This is a genomic window from Pseudidiomarina halophila, assembly GCF_003987215.1.
Taxonomy (GTDB): Bacteria; Pseudomonadota; Gammaproteobacteria; order Enterobacterales; family Alteromonadaceae; genus Pseudidiomarina; species Pseudidiomarina halophila.
The window spans coordinates 77169-95593 of sequence record NZ_PIPW01000002.1 but is presented as its reverse complement, the minus strand read 5'-3'; the positions used below and the strand labels follow the sequence as shown (position 1 = coordinate 95593).

The 18425-nt window shown below is 51.1% G+C and carries 16 protein-coding genes; 10 read left to right on the top strand and 6 right to left on the bottom strand.

Annotated elements, in window-relative coordinates; all coding sequences use genetic code 11:
* The first annotated feature begins 6 nt into the window (after positions 1 to 6).
* The 3 genes from fadB to tusA all read left to right on the top strand — a co-directional run bounded on the left by fadB (position 7) and on the right by tusA (position 3694).
* A complete protein-coding gene (gene fadB / locus CWI69_RS06485; protein WP_126763064.1) occupies positions 7 to 2157 on the top strand; it encodes a fatty acid oxidation complex subunit alpha FadB in 2151 nt (716 codons plus the stop codon).
* 11 nt (positions 2158 to 2168) lie between these two features.
* The gene (gene fadA, locus CWI69_RS06480) at positions 2169 to 3335 is read left to right on the top strand and encodes an acetyl-CoA C-acyltransferase FadA (RefSeq protein WP_126763062.1); all 1167 of its coding nucleotides are present in this window, start codon (positions 2169 to 2171) and stop codon (positions 3333 to 3335) included.
* A 122-nt stretch (positions 3336 to 3457) separates the two neighbouring features.
* Positions 3458 to 3694, top strand: a complete 237-nt coding sequence (gene tusA / locus CWI69_RS06475; protein ID WP_126763060.1) for a sulfurtransferase TusA — start codon at positions 3458 to 3460, stop codon at positions 3692 to 3694.
* A gap of 273 nt (positions 3695 to 3967) precedes the next feature.
* Here the strand turns inward: tusA and CWI69_RS06470 are convergent, their stop codons facing one another.
* Positions 3968 to 4447 carry a GNAT family N-acetyltransferase gene (locus tag CWI69_RS06470; protein ID WP_126763058.1) on the bottom strand — a complete coding sequence of 160 codons (480 nt, stop codon included), beginning with the start codon at positions 4445 to 4447 and terminating at the stop codon, positions 3968 to 3970.
* Positions 4448 to 4454: 7 nt separating this feature from the next.
* On the bottom strand, positions 4455 to 5054 hold the full coding sequence (locus CWI69_RS06465) for a DNA-3-methyladenine glycosylase I (protein WP_126763056.1): 600 nt from the start codon (positions 5052 to 5054) through the stop codon (positions 4455 to 4457).
* Positions 5055 to 5138: 84 nt separating this feature from the next.
* On the opposite strand from CWI69_RS06465, the gene glyQ reads away from it, so the two are divergent.
* The gene (gene glyQ, locus CWI69_RS06460) at positions 5139 to 6044 is read left to right on the top strand and encodes a glycine--tRNA ligase subunit alpha (protein WP_126763055.1); all 906 of its coding nucleotides are present in this window, start codon (positions 5139 to 5141) and stop codon (positions 6042 to 6044) included.
* Between the two features lie 2 nt (positions 6045 to 6046).
* Complete coding sequence (glyS, locus tag CWI69_RS06455; protein WP_126763053.1) at positions 6047 to 8113, top strand: glycine--tRNA ligase subunit beta; 2067 nt, start codon at positions 6047 to 6049, stop codon at positions 8111 to 8113.
* A gap of 88 nt (positions 8114 to 8201) precedes the next feature.
* On the opposite strand, the gene gyrB is transcribed toward glyS, so the two are convergent.
* Genes gyrB through dnaA form a run of 4 tightly spaced genes read right to left on the bottom strand, consistent with a single transcriptional unit; the run spans position 8202 to position 14289 of the window.
* The gene (gene gyrB / locus CWI69_RS06450; protein WP_126763051.1) at positions 8202 to 10622 is read right to left on the bottom strand and encodes a DNA topoisomerase (ATP-hydrolyzing) subunit B; all 2421 of its coding nucleotides are present in this window, start codon (positions 10620 to 10622) and stop codon (positions 8202 to 8204) included.
* A gap of 11 nt (positions 10623 to 10633) precedes the next feature.
* Complete coding sequence (recF, locus tag CWI69_RS06445) at positions 10634 to 11716, bottom strand: DNA replication/repair protein RecF (RefSeq protein ID WP_126763049.1); 1083 nt, start codon at positions 11714 to 11716, stop codon at positions 10634 to 10636.
* Positions 11717 to 11738: 22 nt separating this feature from the next.
* Positions 11739 to 12839, bottom strand: a complete 1101-nt coding sequence (dnaN, locus tag CWI69_RS06440; RefSeq protein ID WP_126763047.1) for a DNA polymerase III subunit beta — start codon at positions 12837 to 12839, stop codon at positions 11739 to 11741.
* Between the two features lie 58 nt (positions 12840 to 12897).
* Entirely contained in the window at positions 12898 to 14289 is a 1392-nt protein-coding gene (dnaA, locus tag CWI69_RS06435; protein ID WP_126763045.1) for a chromosomal replication initiator protein DnaA, read from the bottom strand.
* A gap of 309 nt (positions 14290 to 14598) precedes the next feature.
* Here dnaA and rpmH point away from each other — a divergent pair, with 309 nt between their 5' ends.
* Genes rpmH through mnmE form a run of 5 tightly spaced genes read left to right on the top strand, consistent with a single transcriptional unit; the run spans position 14599 to position 18390 of the window.
* Positions 14599 to 14733: a 50S ribosomal protein L34 gene (gene rpmH, locus CWI69_RS06430; RefSeq protein WP_082863315.1), complete on the top strand. Its 135-nt coding sequence runs from the start codon at positions 14599 to 14601 to the stop codon at positions 14731 to 14733.
* On the top strand, positions 14734 to 15129 hold the full coding sequence (rnpA, locus tag CWI69_RS06425) for a ribonuclease P protein component (RefSeq protein WP_126763043.1): 396 nt from the start codon (positions 14734 to 14736) through the stop codon (positions 15127 to 15129).
* Positions 15060 to 15344, top strand: a complete 285-nt coding sequence (gene yidD / locus CWI69_RS06420; RefSeq protein WP_126763041.1) for a membrane protein insertion efficiency factor YidD — start codon at positions 15060 to 15062, stop codon at positions 15342 to 15344. The genes rnpA and yidD overlap by 70 nt, the downstream gene beginning before the upstream one ends.
* Positions 15341 to 17020 carry a membrane protein insertase YidC gene (gene yidC / locus CWI69_RS06415; protein ID WP_126763039.1) on the top strand — a complete coding sequence of 560 codons (1680 nt, stop codon included), beginning with the start codon at positions 15341 to 15343 and terminating at the stop codon, positions 17018 to 17020. Before yidD ends, yidC begins: the two co-directional genes overlap by 4 nt.
* The gene (gene mnmE / locus CWI69_RS06410) at positions 17017 to 18390 is read left to right on the top strand and encodes a tRNA uridine-5-carboxymethylaminomethyl(34) synthesis GTPase MnmE (protein ID WP_126763037.1); all 1374 of its coding nucleotides are present in this window, start codon (positions 17017 to 17019) and stop codon (positions 18388 to 18390) included. Before yidC ends, mnmE begins: the two co-directional genes overlap by 4 nt.
* The last annotated feature ends 35 nt before the right edge of the window (positions 18391 to 18425 follow it).

The following is an 18425-nucleotide window of genomic DNA, read 5'->3' as shown; positions in this document are numbered from 1 at the left end:
CCATATATGATTTATCAGGGTGATAGCATTCGGGTCGAATTTGTTTCAGACGGTATTGCCGAACTGCAATTTGCAGCCGCTGGCTCCGTCAACAAATTTGACCAGAAAACCTTGGAAGAATTCAGTCAGGCTTTAGCGCAACTCGCCGAAACCAAAGACCTGCGTGGCGTCATCGTCACCAGCAGTAAGCCTACCTTCATTGTAGGCGCAGATATCACTGAATTCCAAACTCTCTTCGCCGATCTGGAACAAACCAAGACATGGGTACACAAAGCCTCACGGGTTTTCGACCAGCTTGAAGACCTGCCAGTACCTACCGCCGCAGCCATAACAGGGTTTGCCCTGGGCGGCGGCTGTGAAGCGACACTGGCATGTGACTACCGGGTTGCCGATACCACCGCCACCATTGGTCTGCCGGAAGTTAAACTGGGCCTTATCCCAGGCTTTGGCGGCACCATGCGGTTACCGCGTATTATTGGCCCAGACAATGCGTTGGAGTGGATTACCACTGGTAAAAATAACTCCGCTGCAGATGCGCAGAAAATCGGCCTGGTCGATGCAGTTGTAGCACCAGAAAAGCTCCGCGATGCGGCACTAGCTATCGTTAAGCAGGCCATTGACGGCGATCTGGACTGGCAAGCCAAACGCCAGCCGAAACTGGATCCGTTGCAAGCAAATGATACCGAGCTGACCATGACCTTTGTCACCGCCAAAGGTATGGTGGCAGCTAAAGCCGGTAAACACTATCCGGCTCCACATGCAGCAATCAAAGCCATCGAAGACGGCGCCCGTTCGCATCGTGAAGAAGCCTTAAACGCCGAAAACGAAGCTTTCGTTGGCCTCACGCAAACCGACGCCTGTCATGCGCAAGTCGGCATTTTTATGGCCGACCAACTGGTTAAAAGCAAAGCCAAAAAAGCCGCCAAACAAGCCACTAAAGAAATCAAAACGGCTGCAGTATTAGGCGCTGGCATTATGGGTGGCGGCATCGCCTACCAGTCCGCCTACAAAGGCGTGCCTGTGGTCATGAAAGACATCCGTCAGGAAGCGCTTGATCAAGGCATGGACGAAGCCAGCAAAATTCTCAGTAAGCAACTCGAACGCGGCAAACTCGACCATAAAAAAATGGCTAAAGTATTGTCGTCAATCACCCCGACCTTACTCGATGACGCAGTTCGCGGCGTAGATATCGTAGTCGAGGCCGTCGTGGAGAACCCAGATGTGAAAGGCAAAGTCCTGGCACAAATGGAAACCGTGGTTGCTGACGACGCAATTATCGTGTCGAACACCTCAACCATCTCCATTGACCGCCTGGCGAAGAATCTGAAAGATCCGTCACGCTTCTGCGGCATGCACTTCTTCAACCCGGTACACAAAATGCCGTTGGTAGAAGTTATCCGCGGCGAGAAAACATCCGATGAGACCGTTGCTGCAGTTGTCGCTTATGCATCACGCATGGGTAAAACCGCGATAGTCGTCAATGACTGCCCGGGCTTTCTGGTTAACCGCGTATTGTTCCCGTACCTCGCAGGCTTTGCCGGTATGGTCGATGAAGGCGCAGATTTCGCCGCTATCGATAAAGTCATGGAACGTCAGTTCGGCTGGCCTATGGGTCCTGCCTACCTGTCTGACGTGGTCGGCATAGATACCGCAGACCACTGCACCGAAGTTATGGCCGAAGGCTTCCCGTCGCGTATGCCACGTGACACCGATAGCGCCATCGCCATACTTGCCGCAGCCGGACGCTATGGCCAGAAGAACGGCAAAGGTTTCTACAACTATGGCGTTGACAAGAAAGGCCGCCCCAGCAAAGAAAAAGCCCCTGAGGTTTATGACATGCTGGGCATCGACAAAGATGGTGGCAAAGAATTCAGTGCCGATGAAATCATCGCGCGCACCATGGTACCCATGGTCAACGAATGCGTACGCTGCCTTGAAGAAGGTATCGTCAACTCAGCCGCTGAGTGCGACATTGCCCTACTCTACGGCTTAGGATTCCCACCTTTCCGTGGCGGACCCTTCCGTTATCTGGAAACCGTGGGCTTAGCTAAGTTCGTCGAACTGGCCGATAAATACGCGCATCTGGGTGAGATGTATCAAGTCACCGATGGCCTGCGCGAAATGGCGAAAGCCAATAAATCGTACTTTGCAGGCTAACGGAGGAAATTATGAAAGACGTAGTAATAGTCGACTGTATTCGCACCCCTATGGGGCGCTCAAAAAACGGTGTATTTCGCAACGTCCGTGCCGAAGATCTTTCGGCACACCTGATGAAAGGCCTGCTGGAACGCAACCCACAGGTTGACGTGAACGAACTCGAAGACATCTATTGGGGCTGTGTGCAGCAAACCCTCGAACAGGGCTTCAATATCGCACGCAACTCCGCACTTATTGCCGGTATCCCGCATCATGTTGCCGGCGTCACCGTAAACCGCCTGTGTGGCTCCTCCATGCAAGCCATTCACGACGCCACCCGTGCCATTATGGCCGGTGACGGCGAAATCTTTATCGCCGGCGGCGTCGAGCACATGGGCCACGTACCCATGACCCATGGCATTGACTTCCATCCAGGCATGAACAAATCCGTGGCACGGGCATCAGGCTCAATGGGCATGACCGCCGAATTGCTGGCGCGCAAGTTCGACATCGACCGCGCAGCACAAGATGCCTTCGGCGTACGCTCACATCAACGCGCGCATGCCGCTACCGTTGAAGGCCGTTTTGCCAAAGAGATCCTGCCATTGCAAGGCCACGACGCCGACGGCGTGTTACGCCTTATCCGCGAGGATGAGACCATTCGCCCGGAAACTAATCTCGAGGGCCTGCAACAGTTACGCCCGGTATTTGACCCGGCGAACGGCACCGTCACCGCTGGCACCTCATCAGCTTTATCAGACGGCGCAGCCGCTACCTTGATCATGTCAGCCGAAAAAGCCAAAGCACTCGGCCTGACCCCACGGGTAAAAATCCGTGCCATGGCCGTAGCTGGCTGTGACCCATCGATCATGGGATTCGGCCCCGTACCAGCAACCAAGAAAGCCCTGCAACGCGCTGGCCTAAGCATCGACGATATCGACCTGTTCGAGCTTAACGAAGCCTTCGCAGCGCAGTCCCTGCCGGTACTCAAAGGCCTCGGCCTGCTCGATAAAATGGACGAGAAGGTCAACCTGAACGGCGGTGCAATCGCCCTCGGACACCCCTTAGGCTGCTCCGGCGCGCGCATCTCCACCACCCTGATCAACCTCATGGAAGAAAAGGACGCAACCTTTGGCGTCGCCACCATGTGTATCGGGCTTGGCCAGGGCATCGCCACCGTCTACGAGCGCATGCGCTAAGCTGAGCTTTTGCCACAGACGGTTTTACCGTAAAATAAAAAGCCGTAGCAGCCAACTGCTACGGCTTTTTTATTGATCAGTAGTGGCCAGCTACCCGTAGTGGCCAGCTAAAAGGAACGCGCGTGACACAAGCAATAACACAAACCCTCGACACCCTTGGGCTACGCTGCCCCGAGCCAGTGATGCTGATCCGCGCCACCATCCGTAAACTGGAAAATGGTGACTTACTCGAAGTCATCGCCGACGACCCCGCCACCACCCGCGACATCCCAAGCTTTTGCCGCTTTATGGATCATCAGCTGGTCGTTGCTGAAACCGCTTCAGCACCCTATCGATATGTGATTCGGAAAGGGATTTAAAGGCAAGAGCGTTCTTCGTTCTTCGTACGCTTCGCTGTTCGTTATTCGTTAAAACACAAAGACAAAACAGGTGGTGGCGGAGGCCGCGTGCGAGGGTGGCAGGCTATTTCCAAGGGTGTCGGCCGCATGGATGCGGCGAGCGAAGGCGCGGATGGGTCGGTGCTTCGTTGTCAAGGGTGTGCGCCGCAGGGATGCGGCGCCCAAGCCCCCACGGATGGGTTCACGGCGTCCCTTGGCAACGAAGCATCGACCCAGCCATAAGCCGAAGCCGAGCTAAATGTACTTCTGCCAGAATTCGGCTTTGCCGGTGGCTTCGTCGAGTTGGTAGGGCTTGAAGCCGAATTTGTCGTACGCCAGCTTGGCTGGCTCGTTGCCTTCCAGCACTTCGAGCGTCAGTTTCACGCAGCCGCGGAATTGCGCCAGAGTTTCTACCTCTTGCAGCAACCGTTTGGCAATACCCTGCCCGCGAAAATCCTTAATGACCGCAATATCATGGATATTCATCACCGGTTTCGCCGCAAAAGTTGAGAAACCTTCCACACAGTTCGCCAGACCCACCGGCTCATCGTCGACAAATGCCAGCAACGAGAACACATACTCCCGTTTCGCCATTTCCTCGACCAGGTTCTCTTTGGTTTCATCCGGCAAGGGCTCACCGCCGCCCATCGGATCACGCGCATAATCGTCCAGCATAGCTACAACCGCTTGACGGTGCTTAGGATTTTGATAATCGGCTAAAGTTATGTCGACCATGGTTATCTCATGTTGTTAAGGAAAAACCACGCATTTCATCACAAACATCATTATAGCAATGACACTCCACCACATGGTCATTCACCATACCGACCGCCTGCATGAACGCGTAACAAATCGTCGTGCCTACAAAGCTGAAGCCCGCTTTCTTAAGGGCCTTCGCCATAGTATCAGAAACTTCATCCGAGGTGGGAACGTCACCACCCTGTCGGGCGAAAATACGCGGCGTTCCATCGCTAAACTGCCACAAAAACTGCTGAAATGACTGCCCACTATCGCGAATTTCCAGGTAGGCTCGCGCATTCTTGAAAATCGACTCAATTTTAAGACGATTGCGCACTATCCCCGCATTTTGCATTAATTCCGCTTTGTAGCTCTCTGGCAGCCGAACAATTTTTTCCGGATCGAAGTTACAAAAAGCAGCCTCATAATTCTTCTGCTTGCGCAAAATCGTGATCCAGCTTAACCCCGCTTGCTGACCGTCGAGACAGAGCTTGGCAAATAGCTCCTGACTGTCCGCCACAGGTCGCCCCCACACCGTATCATGGTAATGCACATAGTCCGGATCCGTGCCGCACCAACTGCATCTTGTAACAGATGTCTGCATTTTTAACTGCGCTCCTGTAACCCTTGGCCAACAAAGGGTATAATTTACGCCACTTTTGGTTAAAAATCAGCACGAGTACAACGCATGGCCAGCTATGATGTAAAAACCTTTCAAGGTCTCATCCTCGCGCTCCAAGATTACTGGGCGCAACAGGGGTGTGCCATAGTGCAGCCCCTCGATATGGAAGTGGGCGCCGGTACCTTTCACCCAATGACGTTTTTACGCGCCGTTGGGCCTGAACCTGCGAACTTCGCTTATGTGCAACCTTGCCGTCGTCCGACCGACGGCCGCTACGGCGAAAATCCAAATCGCCTGCAGCACTACTACCAGTTCCAGGTGATTTTGAAGCCCTCACCGAAGAACATTCAGGAACTCTACCTGGGCTCACTAGAGCTGCTCGGTTTTGACCCGCTGGTACACGATATTCGTTTTGTCGAAGACAACTGGGAATCGCCAACACTTGGTGCCTGGGGTCTGGGTTGGGAAGTTTGGCTCAACGGAATGGAAGTAACTCAGTTTACCTACTTCCAGCAGGTTGGCGGACTCGAATGCCGCCCCGTCGCCGGCGAAATCACCTACGGACTCGAACGTCTTGCGATGTATATCCAGGGCGTCGACAGCATTTACGACCTGGTCTGGACCGACGGTCCACGCGGCAAAATTCTTTATCGTGACGTGTTTCATCAAAATGAAGTTGAACAATCAACTTACAACTTCGAACACGCCGCCGTCGATGTGCTATTTGACCGGTTTGATGCCTGCGAGCGTGAGTGTGAACACTTACTTCAACATAACCTACCATTGCCAGCCTACGAACAGGTCATGCGCGCTTCGCATGCGTTTAATCTCCTCGATGCCCGGCATGCCATCTCAGTTACCGAGCGCCAACGCTATATTTTACGCGTTCGCAGCATGGCAAAAGGTTGTGCAGAAGCTTATTACGCAGCGCGTGAAGCGCTTGGTTTCCCGTTGGCAGAGCAAGGAGCTTAGTCGTGCAAGAAGCTACCCTTTTAGTTGAGATTGGTACCGAAGAGCTACCGCCAAAGTCGCTGAAAAATCTAAGCGAAGCCTTTGCGCAAAATCTTGCCCAGCAGCTCGCCGATAGCAGCCTGCCTTGCGGCGATGTGCGTTGTTTTGCCACGCCCCGTCGGCTGGCCATTCAAATCGCAAAAGTTGCGGCGCAACAAGCCGATCAAGTGGTCGAAAAACGTGGTCCTTCAGTAGATGTTGCATTCGACGCCGATGGCAAACCAACCAAAGCCGCAGAAGGCTGGGCACGTTCAAACGGCATTACCGTTGATCAAGCCGAGCGTCTGACCACCGATAAAGGTGAATGGTTACTCTATAAAGCAGAAGTGAAGGGTCAGCCCCTGGCCGAGCTGTTGCCTGGTTTTGTGCAGCGCGCCCTTGAGCAGCTGCCAGTTGCTAAGCCAATGCGCTGGGGTAACGGCACCGTCCACTTTATTCGCCCGGTACATACGGTAACGCTTATGCATGGTGACCAGCTGATCCCCGGTGAAGTTCTTGGCATTGCCTCTAACAATCACCTGCTTGGCCACCGCTTCCATTGCCCACAAGGCACGCAACTGACGCACGCCGACGCGTACGAAGATACGTTGGAAAAAGCCTGGGTGGTGGCAGATTTTGCCAAGCGACGCACACGTATCGAAGAGGGCATCGCCTCCCAAGCCAAACAAGCAAAGGGCAAGGTTCGCAGGGACGACGATTTACTCGACGAAGTTACCGCTTTGGTCGAGTGGCCTGTGGCCCTTACCGCAAGCTTTGACAAGAGCTTTCTGGATGTGCCGAAAGAACCACTGATCGTCACCATGAAAGATGACCAACGGTATTTCCCGTTGGAAGATGACCAGGGTCAGTTGCTGCCCCACTTTGTTTTCATAACTAACATCGAGAGCAAAGACGCTGCGCAAATCGTTTTAGGTAACGAACGCGTGGTACGTCCGCGCCTTGCCGATGCGCAATTCTTCTATGAATCCGATAAGAAAATGCCTCTGGCTGATCGTGTTGCAGCGCTCGACAATGTGTTGTTCCAGAAAAAGCTTGGTAGCATTAAAGATAAATCTGATCGTATAGCCGAAGTTGCTGCGGGTATCGCCAATATGCTGGGTAGCGATGAAGCTGTCGCGCAGCGTGCAGGCTATTTAAGTAAAGCGGATCTGGTCTCGCAGATGGTGCTGGAATTCCCTGAAACCCAGGGGGTCATGGGTATGCACTATGCGCGCCATGATAATGAGCCTAAGGGCGTGCCAGAGGCGATTTATGAGCATTACCTGCCCCGCTTTAGCGGTGATATATTGCCACAGACGATTCCAGGCTGTGCGGTCGCGTTAGCCGATAAGCTTGATTCACTGGTGGGTATCTTCGGCATCGGCCAGGTTCCTAAGGGTGATCGTGACCCCTTTGCGCTTCGTCGTGCGGCCATTGGCCTGCTGCGTATTATCGTAGAAAAAGACTTACCGTTGGACTTAACCGATCTGGTGAAGCTATCGCGTGAGAGTTTTGGCGAGGTACTGACCAGCTCAAGTGTTGATGAGGATGTCGTCGAGTTTTTGTTAGGTCGCTTCCGCCCCTGGTATCAGGAACAAGGCATCAGCGTGGACGTCATTCAGGCCGTTCTGGCTCGTCGCCCGACTGCGCCTGTTGATTTTGATCAGCGGGTCCGTGCGGTAGCAAGTTTCCGGCAATTACCCGAAGCAGAGGCATTGGCCGCTGCCAATAAACGTGTCGCAAATATTCTCGCCAAGCTCGACTCTCCGGTAGCCAGCAAAATTGATAGTGGTCTGTTATCGGCTAGCGAAGAGTTCACCCTCGTTAAGGCGCTTGAAGAGGCTGAGCTGCGTGCAAACGATGCCCTCAAGCACAACAACTACACCGGTGCGTTGAAGGCGCTAGCGGCGCTACAGAAGCCCGTTGATGAGTTCTTTGACAACGTGATGGTGAACGCGGACGACACCGCAGTAAGGGAAAACCGACAAGCCATTCTGCAGCGTCTACGTGAGCTATTCCTGCAAATCGCTGATATATCAGTTCTTAATTAACACATAAACGCTTGATCAATAAACAAAAAAAGGAGCCGAACGGCTCCTTTTTTTAATGCAAAACAAATGCCATCGTAAGTGATTCAGCCTAGACGTCCAGGTTAGCCACTTTCAACGCGTTGGTTTCGATAAAGTCACGACGCGGTTCAACATCATCACCCATCAGTGTGGTGAACAACTGATCCGCAGCAATCGCGTCCTCAATGGTGACGCGCAGCATACGACGCGTCTCTGGATCCATGGTGGTTTCCCAAAGTTGATCAGGGTTCATCTCACCGAGACCTTTGTAACGTTGAACGTAAATTCCGCGTTTTGATTCGCTAATCAACCACTCCACCGCTTCAACGAAATCATCGATGGGTTTTTCTTTATCACCGCGGCGAACGTAACCGCCAGCTTCAACGAGCCCATTAATCTTCTCGCCAATACTCACCAGTTGGTCGTAGTCACGGGACATCAGGAATTCAAAGTTAAGCGGATAACTGGTGTCGATACCGTGACGGCGTAAGGTAATCACCGGCAGATAAAGTTTGCGCTCGTCATCAAACTGGATCGACATGGTGTAGGTCGCCGAGTTCGTTTCCCGCGTTGTCAGATCGTTTTGCAACGTCTCAACCCAATTTTGCATTGCAGCTTCGTCTTTCATCAAGTCTTCGTTCAGACGTGGTGCGTAGAGTAGACGTTGCAAAAAGGCTTCAGGCATCCGACGTGACAACCGAGTTTTAATCGAGTTTTGCGCCAGTTGGTAATCATTCACCAAGCTTTCCAGGTGCGCGCCAGATATTCCCGGTGCTTCTGCATTAACGTGCAAAGATGCGTTTTCTAACGCCAAGCTTGTCAGATAAGCAATCAAACCTGGATCGTCTTTAATGTAGGTTTCCTGCTTACCCTTCTTAACTTTATAGAGCGGCGGCTGAGCAATATACATGTAGCCACGTTCAATCAATTCCGGCATTTGACGGTAGAAAAAGGTCAACAGCAAGGTACGAATATGCGAGCCGTCGACGTCAGCATCCGTCATGATGATAATGCGGTGATACCGGGTTTTGTCAGGATTGTACTCATCGCGACCGATGCCGCAACCCAACGCAGTGATAAGGGTGGCGACCTCTTGAGACGCCAGCATTTTATCAAACCGCGCCTTCTCAACGTTAAGGATTTTACCTTTTAACGGTAGGATGGCCTGGAACTTCCGGTTACGCCCTTGTTTTGCAGAACCGCCTGCAGAGTCACCCTCCACTATGTAGAGTTCTGAAAGCGCAGGGTCTTTTTCCTGGCAGTCGGCAAGCTTACCTGGCAAGCCAGCTAAATCGAGCGCGCCCTTACGCCGCGTCATATCCCGTGCTTTACGCGCTGCTTCACGCGCACGCGCCGCATCAATAATTTTGCCAACGATGATTTTCGCATCGTTAGGCTGCTCTAGAAGAAAGTCTCCGAACTTTTCGTTCATTGCCTGTTCGACTGCGGTTTTAACTTCAGAGGAAACCAGCTTTTCTTTGGTCTGTGAAGAGAACTTCGGATCGGGAACTTTCACCGATACAACAGCAGTCAAACCTTCGCGAGCATCGTCACCTGTTGCATTGGTCTTAAACTTCTTATTAAGACCTTCTTTATCCATGTACGAATTGAGCGTACGGGTCAAAGCTGCGCGGAAACCGGCAAGGTGCGTACCGCCATCCCGTTGTGGAATATTATTGGTATAGCAATAAATATTCTCTTGGAATGAGTCATTCCACTGCATCGAAACTTCAACAGTAGTTCCATCCTCACGAGCTAGCAGGAAATGGAAAACGTTCTGATGAATAGGGGTCTTCTTATCATTAAGATACTTAACGAAAGCAGAGATCCCACCTTCGTATTTGAAATGATCCTGACGGTCCGTGCGCTCATCGCGCAGAATAATCGAGACGCCTGAGTTTAAAAACGACAGTTCACGTAAACGTTTGGCAAGAATATCGTAATGGAATTCAATATCAGCAAACACTTTCGGGCTTGGCCAGAAACGCAGCTCAGTACCCGTTTTATCCGTATCACCAATCTGCTTGAGCGGCTCAACAGGGTCGCCCATTTTGTAAAATTGCTCATATACATGGCCGGAGCGACGAATCGTCAATTGCAAAGTATCCGACAAAGCGTTTACCACGGAGATACCTACACCGTGCAAACCACCAGAAACCTTGTAAGAGTTGTCATCAAACTTACCACCGGCGTGCAATACGGTCATGATGACCTGTGCAGCTGATACGCCCTCTTCTTCGTGCATATCGACCGGAATACCGCGGCCATCATCTTTAACTGAGACCGAGCCGTCGGAATGGATAGTGACGACGATGTCCTTACAATGTCCTGCAAGAGCTTCATCAATCGAGTTATCGACGACTTCAAACACCATGTGGTGCAAACCCGTGCCATCATCGGTGTCACCGATGTACATGCCGGGGCGTTTACGAACGGCATCTAGTCCTTTTAGGACTTTAATACTGGTCGAATCGTAATTGTTTTCTGCCATAACGAGTTTCTCTATAGTTCCTTGACGGTCCCATGTTCCACGTGGAACATCTTGGTATCAGCGCTTGTAATTATATCAGGCAATTCGCCCTTATTGATCGCTGAAACGAATAACTGTGCTTTGGTGGCGATGAGTGCCTCACAGAACTTTTGCTGGCTATCAGCATCAAGCTCCGCAGTAATATCGTCCACTAAATAAATACATTGTACTCCTGTTTGCGCAAAGAGGTACTCGCCTTGCACGACTTTTATTGCAGCAACAAAGAGTTTTAACTGTCCCCGGGAAAGAATGGCCTTCACATCTTCCCCGTTTGCTGTCATTTTCAGTTCAGCTTTATGAGGTCCTACAATAGCATGTCCGTAACGCTCTTCGGCGGATTTGTTTCGCTCGATAGCCTCACGAAGCGTAAGTTCTGCATCCCAACCCTGTTTTAATTGAATCTTAAATTGGTACTGCGGTAAGAAATGTTTGAGTCGTTCCTGTAGAACAGGCTCAAAACCATTCCAGTAACCTTTTCGTTCCTTCGCCACCTGTTCACCAAGCTCTACAAACTTAGCCTCCCAGTAGGCGCTCTCTGAGCTTTGGAGACGTTGCTTAAGCAGGCTGTTACGCTGTTTAAGAACGTGGTTGAATCCTGTAATCGCCTCGATATAGCGATGTTCCACGTGGAACACTCCCCAATCGAGAAACTGACGTCGTAACTTCGGTCCACCCAAAACCAGTTCAACTGTCTCAGGCGTCATCAACTGCACTGGTACCAACTTCGCCATTTGGCCGAACCTGCGAACCAGGTCGCCATCGACACGAATCTTCACCAAGCCTTCACGATCACGTTGAAAGCCCAACGTATGTTTATCGCCCTGCTCATCCGTGCCTCGGGCGAAGATCGTAAAACTGAAGGTATCGTGGCGAATGATTTGTTTATGGGTACCAGGCCGAAATGAACGGCCTGAGCCTAAACAGTAAATGGATTCAAGCAGGCTTGTTTTACCACTACCATTGTCGCCAATGATTAGGTTAATTTGACGCTCCGGCGACAACTTTGCTTCTTTAAAATTGCGAAAGTCCGTAAGCGTAAGAGCGTCAATATGCATAACTAGCTACAGCGGGCATTCACTAAAGTCGCATTGGCATAACGACGTACAACGACGAGTCATCTTCGTTATCTTCAATGAGACCACTCGCATCTGGCCCGGACAAGGTCATTTTAATCTTATCGCCGTCAATAGTGTTCAGTACGTCAATCAAATAGCTGACGTTAAATCCAATCTCCAGACTATCGCCCTGATAATCGACTTCAATGACTTCTTCTGCGGTTTCTTGCTCTGGGTTATTGGCAGTCAAACACATTTCGCCATTACTCAGAGTAACGCGTACACCACGGTATTTTTCGTTCGATAAAATCGCAGCACGCGAGCAAGCTTGCTTCAGAATATCGCGTTCAGCGACGACAAATTTATCGCCGCCCTGTGGAAGTACACGGCGGTAATCAGGGAAGCGACCGTCAACCAGCTTGCTGGTGAACGACATGCCGTTTGTTTCTACCCGAATATGGTTTGCGCCGATGGCAACCTTCACTTCGTTGTCGACGTCATCAAGCAGTCGCATAAGTTCGGTGATACCTTTGCGCGGCACGATCACCTGGCGCCCAGCTAAATTGGGTTGAGGAATATCTACTGAACTCATAGCTAGTCGGTGCCCATCAGTGGCAACCGTACGCAAAGTATTGGCATCGGTTTCAAACAACATGCCATTCAGGTAATAACGCACGTCTTGATTTGCCATCGAGAAATGCGTGCGCTCCATAAGTTCACGCAATACGCCTTGCGAGGTGACGAGCTGAATATCGCTGTCCCAATCATCAATATTAGGGAAATCTTCTGCGGGCAGGGTTGCCAGAGTAAATTTGCTGCGGCCGGAGCGAATCGTCGCTTTTTCGCCACTCGCACTGACTTCTACCTGAGCCCCGTCGGGCAGACTGCGCACGATATCGACGAGCTTTTTCGCCGGCACTGTCAGTTGCCCTTCTTCGCCACCTTCAATGCTGCAAACCGATACCAGCTCAACTTCCAGATCAGTACCGGTGAGGCGAACATGATCCGGTGCAACCTGGATTAAAACGTTAGATAAAATTGGAATCGTGTGGCGTCGCTCAACAGCACCACTGACCACTTGAAGCGGCTTTAAAAACGCATCGCGATTGATGGTAAATTTCATCCCATTATTCCCCTGTATTCGTGTCCTTGCAGCACCGGCCTTAACTACCACCTAGAACTTAGGCTGATAACGTGCGGATTAAGTTTCTATAGTCTTCTTTTATATCATGCTGTGCGTCTTTTAATTCTTTAATTTTGCGACACGCATGTAAAACCGTCGTATGATCACGGCCGCCGAAAGCATCACCTATTTCCGGCAAGCTATGGTTGGTCAGCTCTTTCGCTAACGCCATCGCTAACTGACGTGGTCTTGCGACAGAGCGGCTGCGCCTTTTCGATAATAAGTCAGCCATCTTAATGTTGTAATACTCAGCGACTGTTTTCTGTATGTTTTCTATGGTGACCAACTTTTCTTGCGCCGCAATCAAATCACGTAAGGCTTCACGTACGAAATCTATAGTGATCTGCCGCCCGGTAAGATTCACATTGGCAGCCAGGCGGTTTAGCGCACCTTCAAGCTCACGCACATTTGAGCGCAAGCGTTTGGCGATGAAAAAAGCAACCTCGTGCGGCAGAGTAATACCCCGCTCTTGTGCTTTTCGAATCAAAATCGCAACCCGCGTCTCAAGCTCTGGTGGCTCAATGGCAATGGTCAGTCCCCAACCAAAACGTGAGCGCAAACGGTCCTCGACCCCTTCAATCTCTTTCGGGTACAGGTCGCTGGTCATTATAATCTGTTGATTGCCTTCAAGTAAGGCATTAAAGGTATGGAAAAACTCTTCTTGCGAGCCTTTCTTATTGGCAAAGAAATGGATGTCATCGATAAGTAGCGCATCAACTGAACGGTAGTAACGCTTAAATTCATTAATTGAGTTATTTTTCAATGCGTTAACCATGTCCTGAACAAAGCGCTCGGCACGCATGTAGAAAACTTTCGCACCTTTTTTGTTCGCCATGATGGCATTGCCGACGGCATGAAGCAGGTGAGTTTTACCCAGCCCTGTGCCGCCATAAACAAACAGCGGGTTATAAACCCCACCCGGGTTTTCCGCCACCTGAGATGCTGCTGCGCGCGCAAGCTGATTAGACTTACCCTCGACAAAGTTATCAAAAGTGTATTCTGGATGGATATTACATTCGAATGCAGGCGCCGGGCCATCATCATCCCATGGGCTTTGTCGCCGACTCGGGCGTTCCGCCGCCCGGCGAGGTTCGGCACGCTTGGTTGGACGTTCACTACCATTCGCCTTACGTTCTTCAATACCGCCAACCGCGAAAGACACGCTTGGGGTTTCACCGCCCTTTTCTTTCGCTGCTTCACCTAAATAATCGTTGATCAGGTTTAAGTACTTATCTTTCACCCAATCGACCACATACATATTTGGCGCGTACAACGTCAGCGTTTGATCCCCTTGATCAGCTTGAAGAGGACGAATCCACGTATTGAAATGTTGCGTCGACAGCTCGCTTTGTAGGCGTTCGGTACATTGATCCCACAGCGATTTATTCACACTCGACTCCCTGCATTTTCTATAGCAACGACGATCCTCGCTGATGCCCCACACTTACACCACTTTGTCACCAAAGACGCGAGAATCGACCGTGAAATATTGTATAATTAGAATCCTTCGATTGTACTGAAGTCACTCTGGAATCGCTAGCCTGAAAGGCAAATTATGCGACCAACTGCATGAAGGTTATCCACAATAAGAATCATTCTGTTTTACAGTTTGTGGATAGCTTTTTGCGTTGACTTTGATCCTTTTTATCGTTAGAATTCGCGCTCTAAATTTTTGGTAACCGATTACGGATGTAACGTCATGAAAAGAACATTTCAACCAAGCGTATTAAAGCGCAAGCGTAGCCACGGTTTCCGTGCTCGTATGGCAACTAAAAACGGCCGCCAGGTTTTGGCTCGTCGTCGTGCCAAGGGCCGCAAAGTCCTGTCTGCGTAATTGAAGAAGTATTCCTATGGTCGGGAGTTACGTCTGTTAACTCCCGCTCAATTTCAGCAAGTCTTTAATGCCCCCCCGGTGAAGGCCGTTACGGCTGAGCTCACCATGCTCGCAACACCCAATCAGCTAGATCATCCACGCATTGGCGTCACTATCTCGAAAAAACGCGCTAAACGTGCGGTCGATCGGAATCGAATAAAACGCAAGATTCGCGAGAATTTTAGGCTAAAACAGCATAAAATACCGGCATTCGACATTATCGTGATCGCAAAAAGCGGTATCGTCGATCTCGAAACTGATGCTTTGCAACAACGGCTCGATTATTTATGGCGAACATTAAGCAAGCGGTGCGTGCAATACCTATCGGCTGCATCCGACTCTACCAGTGGTTCATAAGCCCACTCATTGGTCCGCGCTGTAGGTTCCAGCCCACTTGCTCGCAATACGCCATCGAAGCGATACAAAAGCATGGTATGATGCGGGGCTTCTGGCTTGCCAGTAAACGCATTAGTAAATGTCATCCCGGTCATCCGGGCGGCTTCGACCCGGTGCCAGACGCGAAAGCATCGGAATTAACGAACGAAAGTACAAAAGAGACGAAGGACTTATGAATTCGCCACGTTCCATATTGTTTATTGCTTTTTTGGTAGTCAGCTTTTTCCTCTACCAAAACTGGCTCGATGATACAGCGCCAGGAGTTAAGCAAGCAGCTCAGGCACCGACACAAACCACGCAAACGTCGAGCGACAGCGGTGTTCCAGCCGCAAATCCTGAATTGCGTACCGACGGCAGTGTACCCGCCACCACAGCACCAGGCGAAACACCTAGCTCTGTAGCAGCGACTCAAGGTGCCCGCATCAGCGTAACAACTGACGTTCTGGATGTGAAAATCTCACTGCGCGGCGGCGATGTCGTTAACGCCCAATTACGCGAGTTTGCCCGTACCCAGGATTCTGAAGCACGCTTTGAACTGCTGCACTCCGACCCAGCGCGACTCTATATCGCGCAGTCAGGCTTGGTAGGCAAAAATGGCACGGACTCCGCCGAAGGCCGTCCAGTGTTCTACGTGGAACGTGATAGCTACACCATGTCGGGCGACTCATTACGAGTACCTTTGACCTATACCCTGGATGACGGCTCAACAATCACTAAAACCTTCGTTTTCACCAAAGGTTCTTATGCGATTGATGTTCTCTATACGATTGAAAACGCCGCTAGCCAGCATAAAGAAGTCCAATTTTACGCACAGCTGAAGCAGGTAATTACTGACGCTGGCGGCAGCATGATGATGCCGACCTATAAAGGTGGTGCTTACTCGTGGGACGAAGATCGTTACGAGAAATACTCGTTCGATGACATGCGCGACAAACCTCTGAGTATAGCTACTGAAGACGGCTGGGTTGGCATGTTAGAGCACTATTTTGTCAGTGCCTGGATTCCTCGCAGCGAAGGTACCAAGCAGCTTTCTTCTAGCGTATTGAGCGGCAATCTGGCACTGATGCGCGTGATCTATCCGACCGCGACGATTGCGCCAAATAGTCAGGCTGAGATTCGCGCGACCCTGTTTGTCGGTCCAAAAGACCAGGATGCCATGGCTGCCGTTGCCGAGAACCTCGACCTGACCGTCGATTATGGTTTCTTGTGGTGGCTCGCACAGCCTATCTTTAAGTTATTGCAATTCTTACAAAGCTTCCTCATCAACTGGGGTCTGTCGATCATCGCAGTCACAGTGATCATTAAAGCGCTACTCTACCCGCTCACCAAAGCACAGTACGTGTCGATGGCGAAAATGCGGATGATTCAGCCAAAAATGAAAGCCTTGCGCGAGCGTTATGGCGATGATCGTCAGAAAATGTCGCAAGCGATGATGAAGCTCTATAAAGAAGAGAAAGTAAATCCGCTCGGTGGCTGTTTGCCGATGCTGTTGCAATTACCTATCTTCCTCTCTTTGTATTGGGTACTGCTGGAAAGTGTCGAGCTACGTCACGCTCCATTATTCCTCTGGATTGAGGATTTATCGGCGAAAGACCCGTATTACATTTTGCCACTGCTAATGGGTGTATCCATGTGGTACATGCAGCGTCTGCAACCGACGCCAGGCACCGACCCAATGCAGCAGAAACTAATGCAGTACATGCCGGTTATCTTTACGGTATTCTTCCTGTGGTTCCCATCAGGTCTGGTACTTTACTGGTTGAGTAACAACTTGATCACTATCGCGCAAATGCAGTGGATTTACCGCGGCTTAGAGAAAAAAGGCATGATGGAGCGCCGTAAGAAAAAATGAGCTTCGAGCTAAGTAACGATACCATCGTCGCACAGGCCACCCCGCCCGGCCGTGGTGGGGTTGGTATCGTTCGTGTCAGTGGTCCGGCAACCAAAGCTATTGCTGAGGCAATGCTTGGCCACTGTCCTCCCCCTCGTAAAGCCGAATACCTACCCTTTAAAGATACCCAAGGACAGCTTCTCGATGAGGGGATCGCCTTGTTTTTCGCCGGACCGAATTCCTTCACCGGTGAAGACGTTCTTGAACTCCAGGGTCATGGTGGCCCCGTTCTTATCGACATGATCGTTAAAGCGGTCCTCGACTTGCCTGGTGTGCGACCGGCACGGCCCGGTGAGTTTAGCGAACGCGCGTTCCTTAACGATAAGCTTGATTTAACCCAGGCAGAAGCCATTGCCGACTTAATCGATACCACCTCAGAGCAAGCTGCCAAAGCCGCCTTACAGAGCTTACAGGGTGGCTTCTCGCACGAGATCGATCAGCTTGTTGATGCGGTGATTTCTCTGCGCATGTACGTTGAAGCCGCAATCGACTTTCCAGAAGAAGAAATTGATTTCCTTAGTGACGGCAAAGTCACCGCTGATCTGGAAGCCATTCTCGACCATATGCAGCAGGTGATGGTGCAAGCGAAACAGGGCTCGTTATTACGTGAAGGGATGAAGGTCGTTATCGCTGGCCGGCCAAACGCAGGTAAATCAAGCCTGTTGAACGCTCTCGCTGGCCGCGAGTCTGCCATTGTGACGGCCATCGCCGGCACTACCCGCGATGTCTTGCGCGAGCACATTCAGATTGACGGTATGCCACTACATATCATCGACACCGCTGGCTTACGCGAAAGCCCGGACGAAGTCGAAAGAATAGGCATTCAACGCGCCTGGGATGAAATTCGCGGTGCCGACCGGGTACTTTTCATGGTCGATGCCACTGAAACCAACGCCGTGCATCCTGCTGATATCTGGCCGGAGTTCTTCGAACAGTTGCCTGCCGAATTACCTTTCACGGTGATACGCAACAAAGTTGATTTAAACGCTGAATCGGTAGAACTTGAAGATATCGGCGGCGTTCCTGTGTTACACCTGTCCGCAAAAACCGGCAGCGGCGTTGAGCTGCTACGTGAACACCTGAAACACTGCGTGGGCTATCAGGCCACCAGTGAAGGCAGCTTCATGGCACGACGCCGTCACCTCGACGCTCTGACCAAAGCACGTGAGCACTTACTTACTGGTCAAGACGCGCTAGAACAGCATGTCGCTGGCGAAATCCTCGCGGAAGAGCTGCGCCTTGCGCAACAGCACCTGAACGAAATCACCGGAGAATTCACCTCCGATGATCTGCTTGGCAAGATTTTTAGTTCGTTTTGTATCGGGAAGTGAAATCGTTAACCCTCCGAAATTTCCGGAACCGTGCT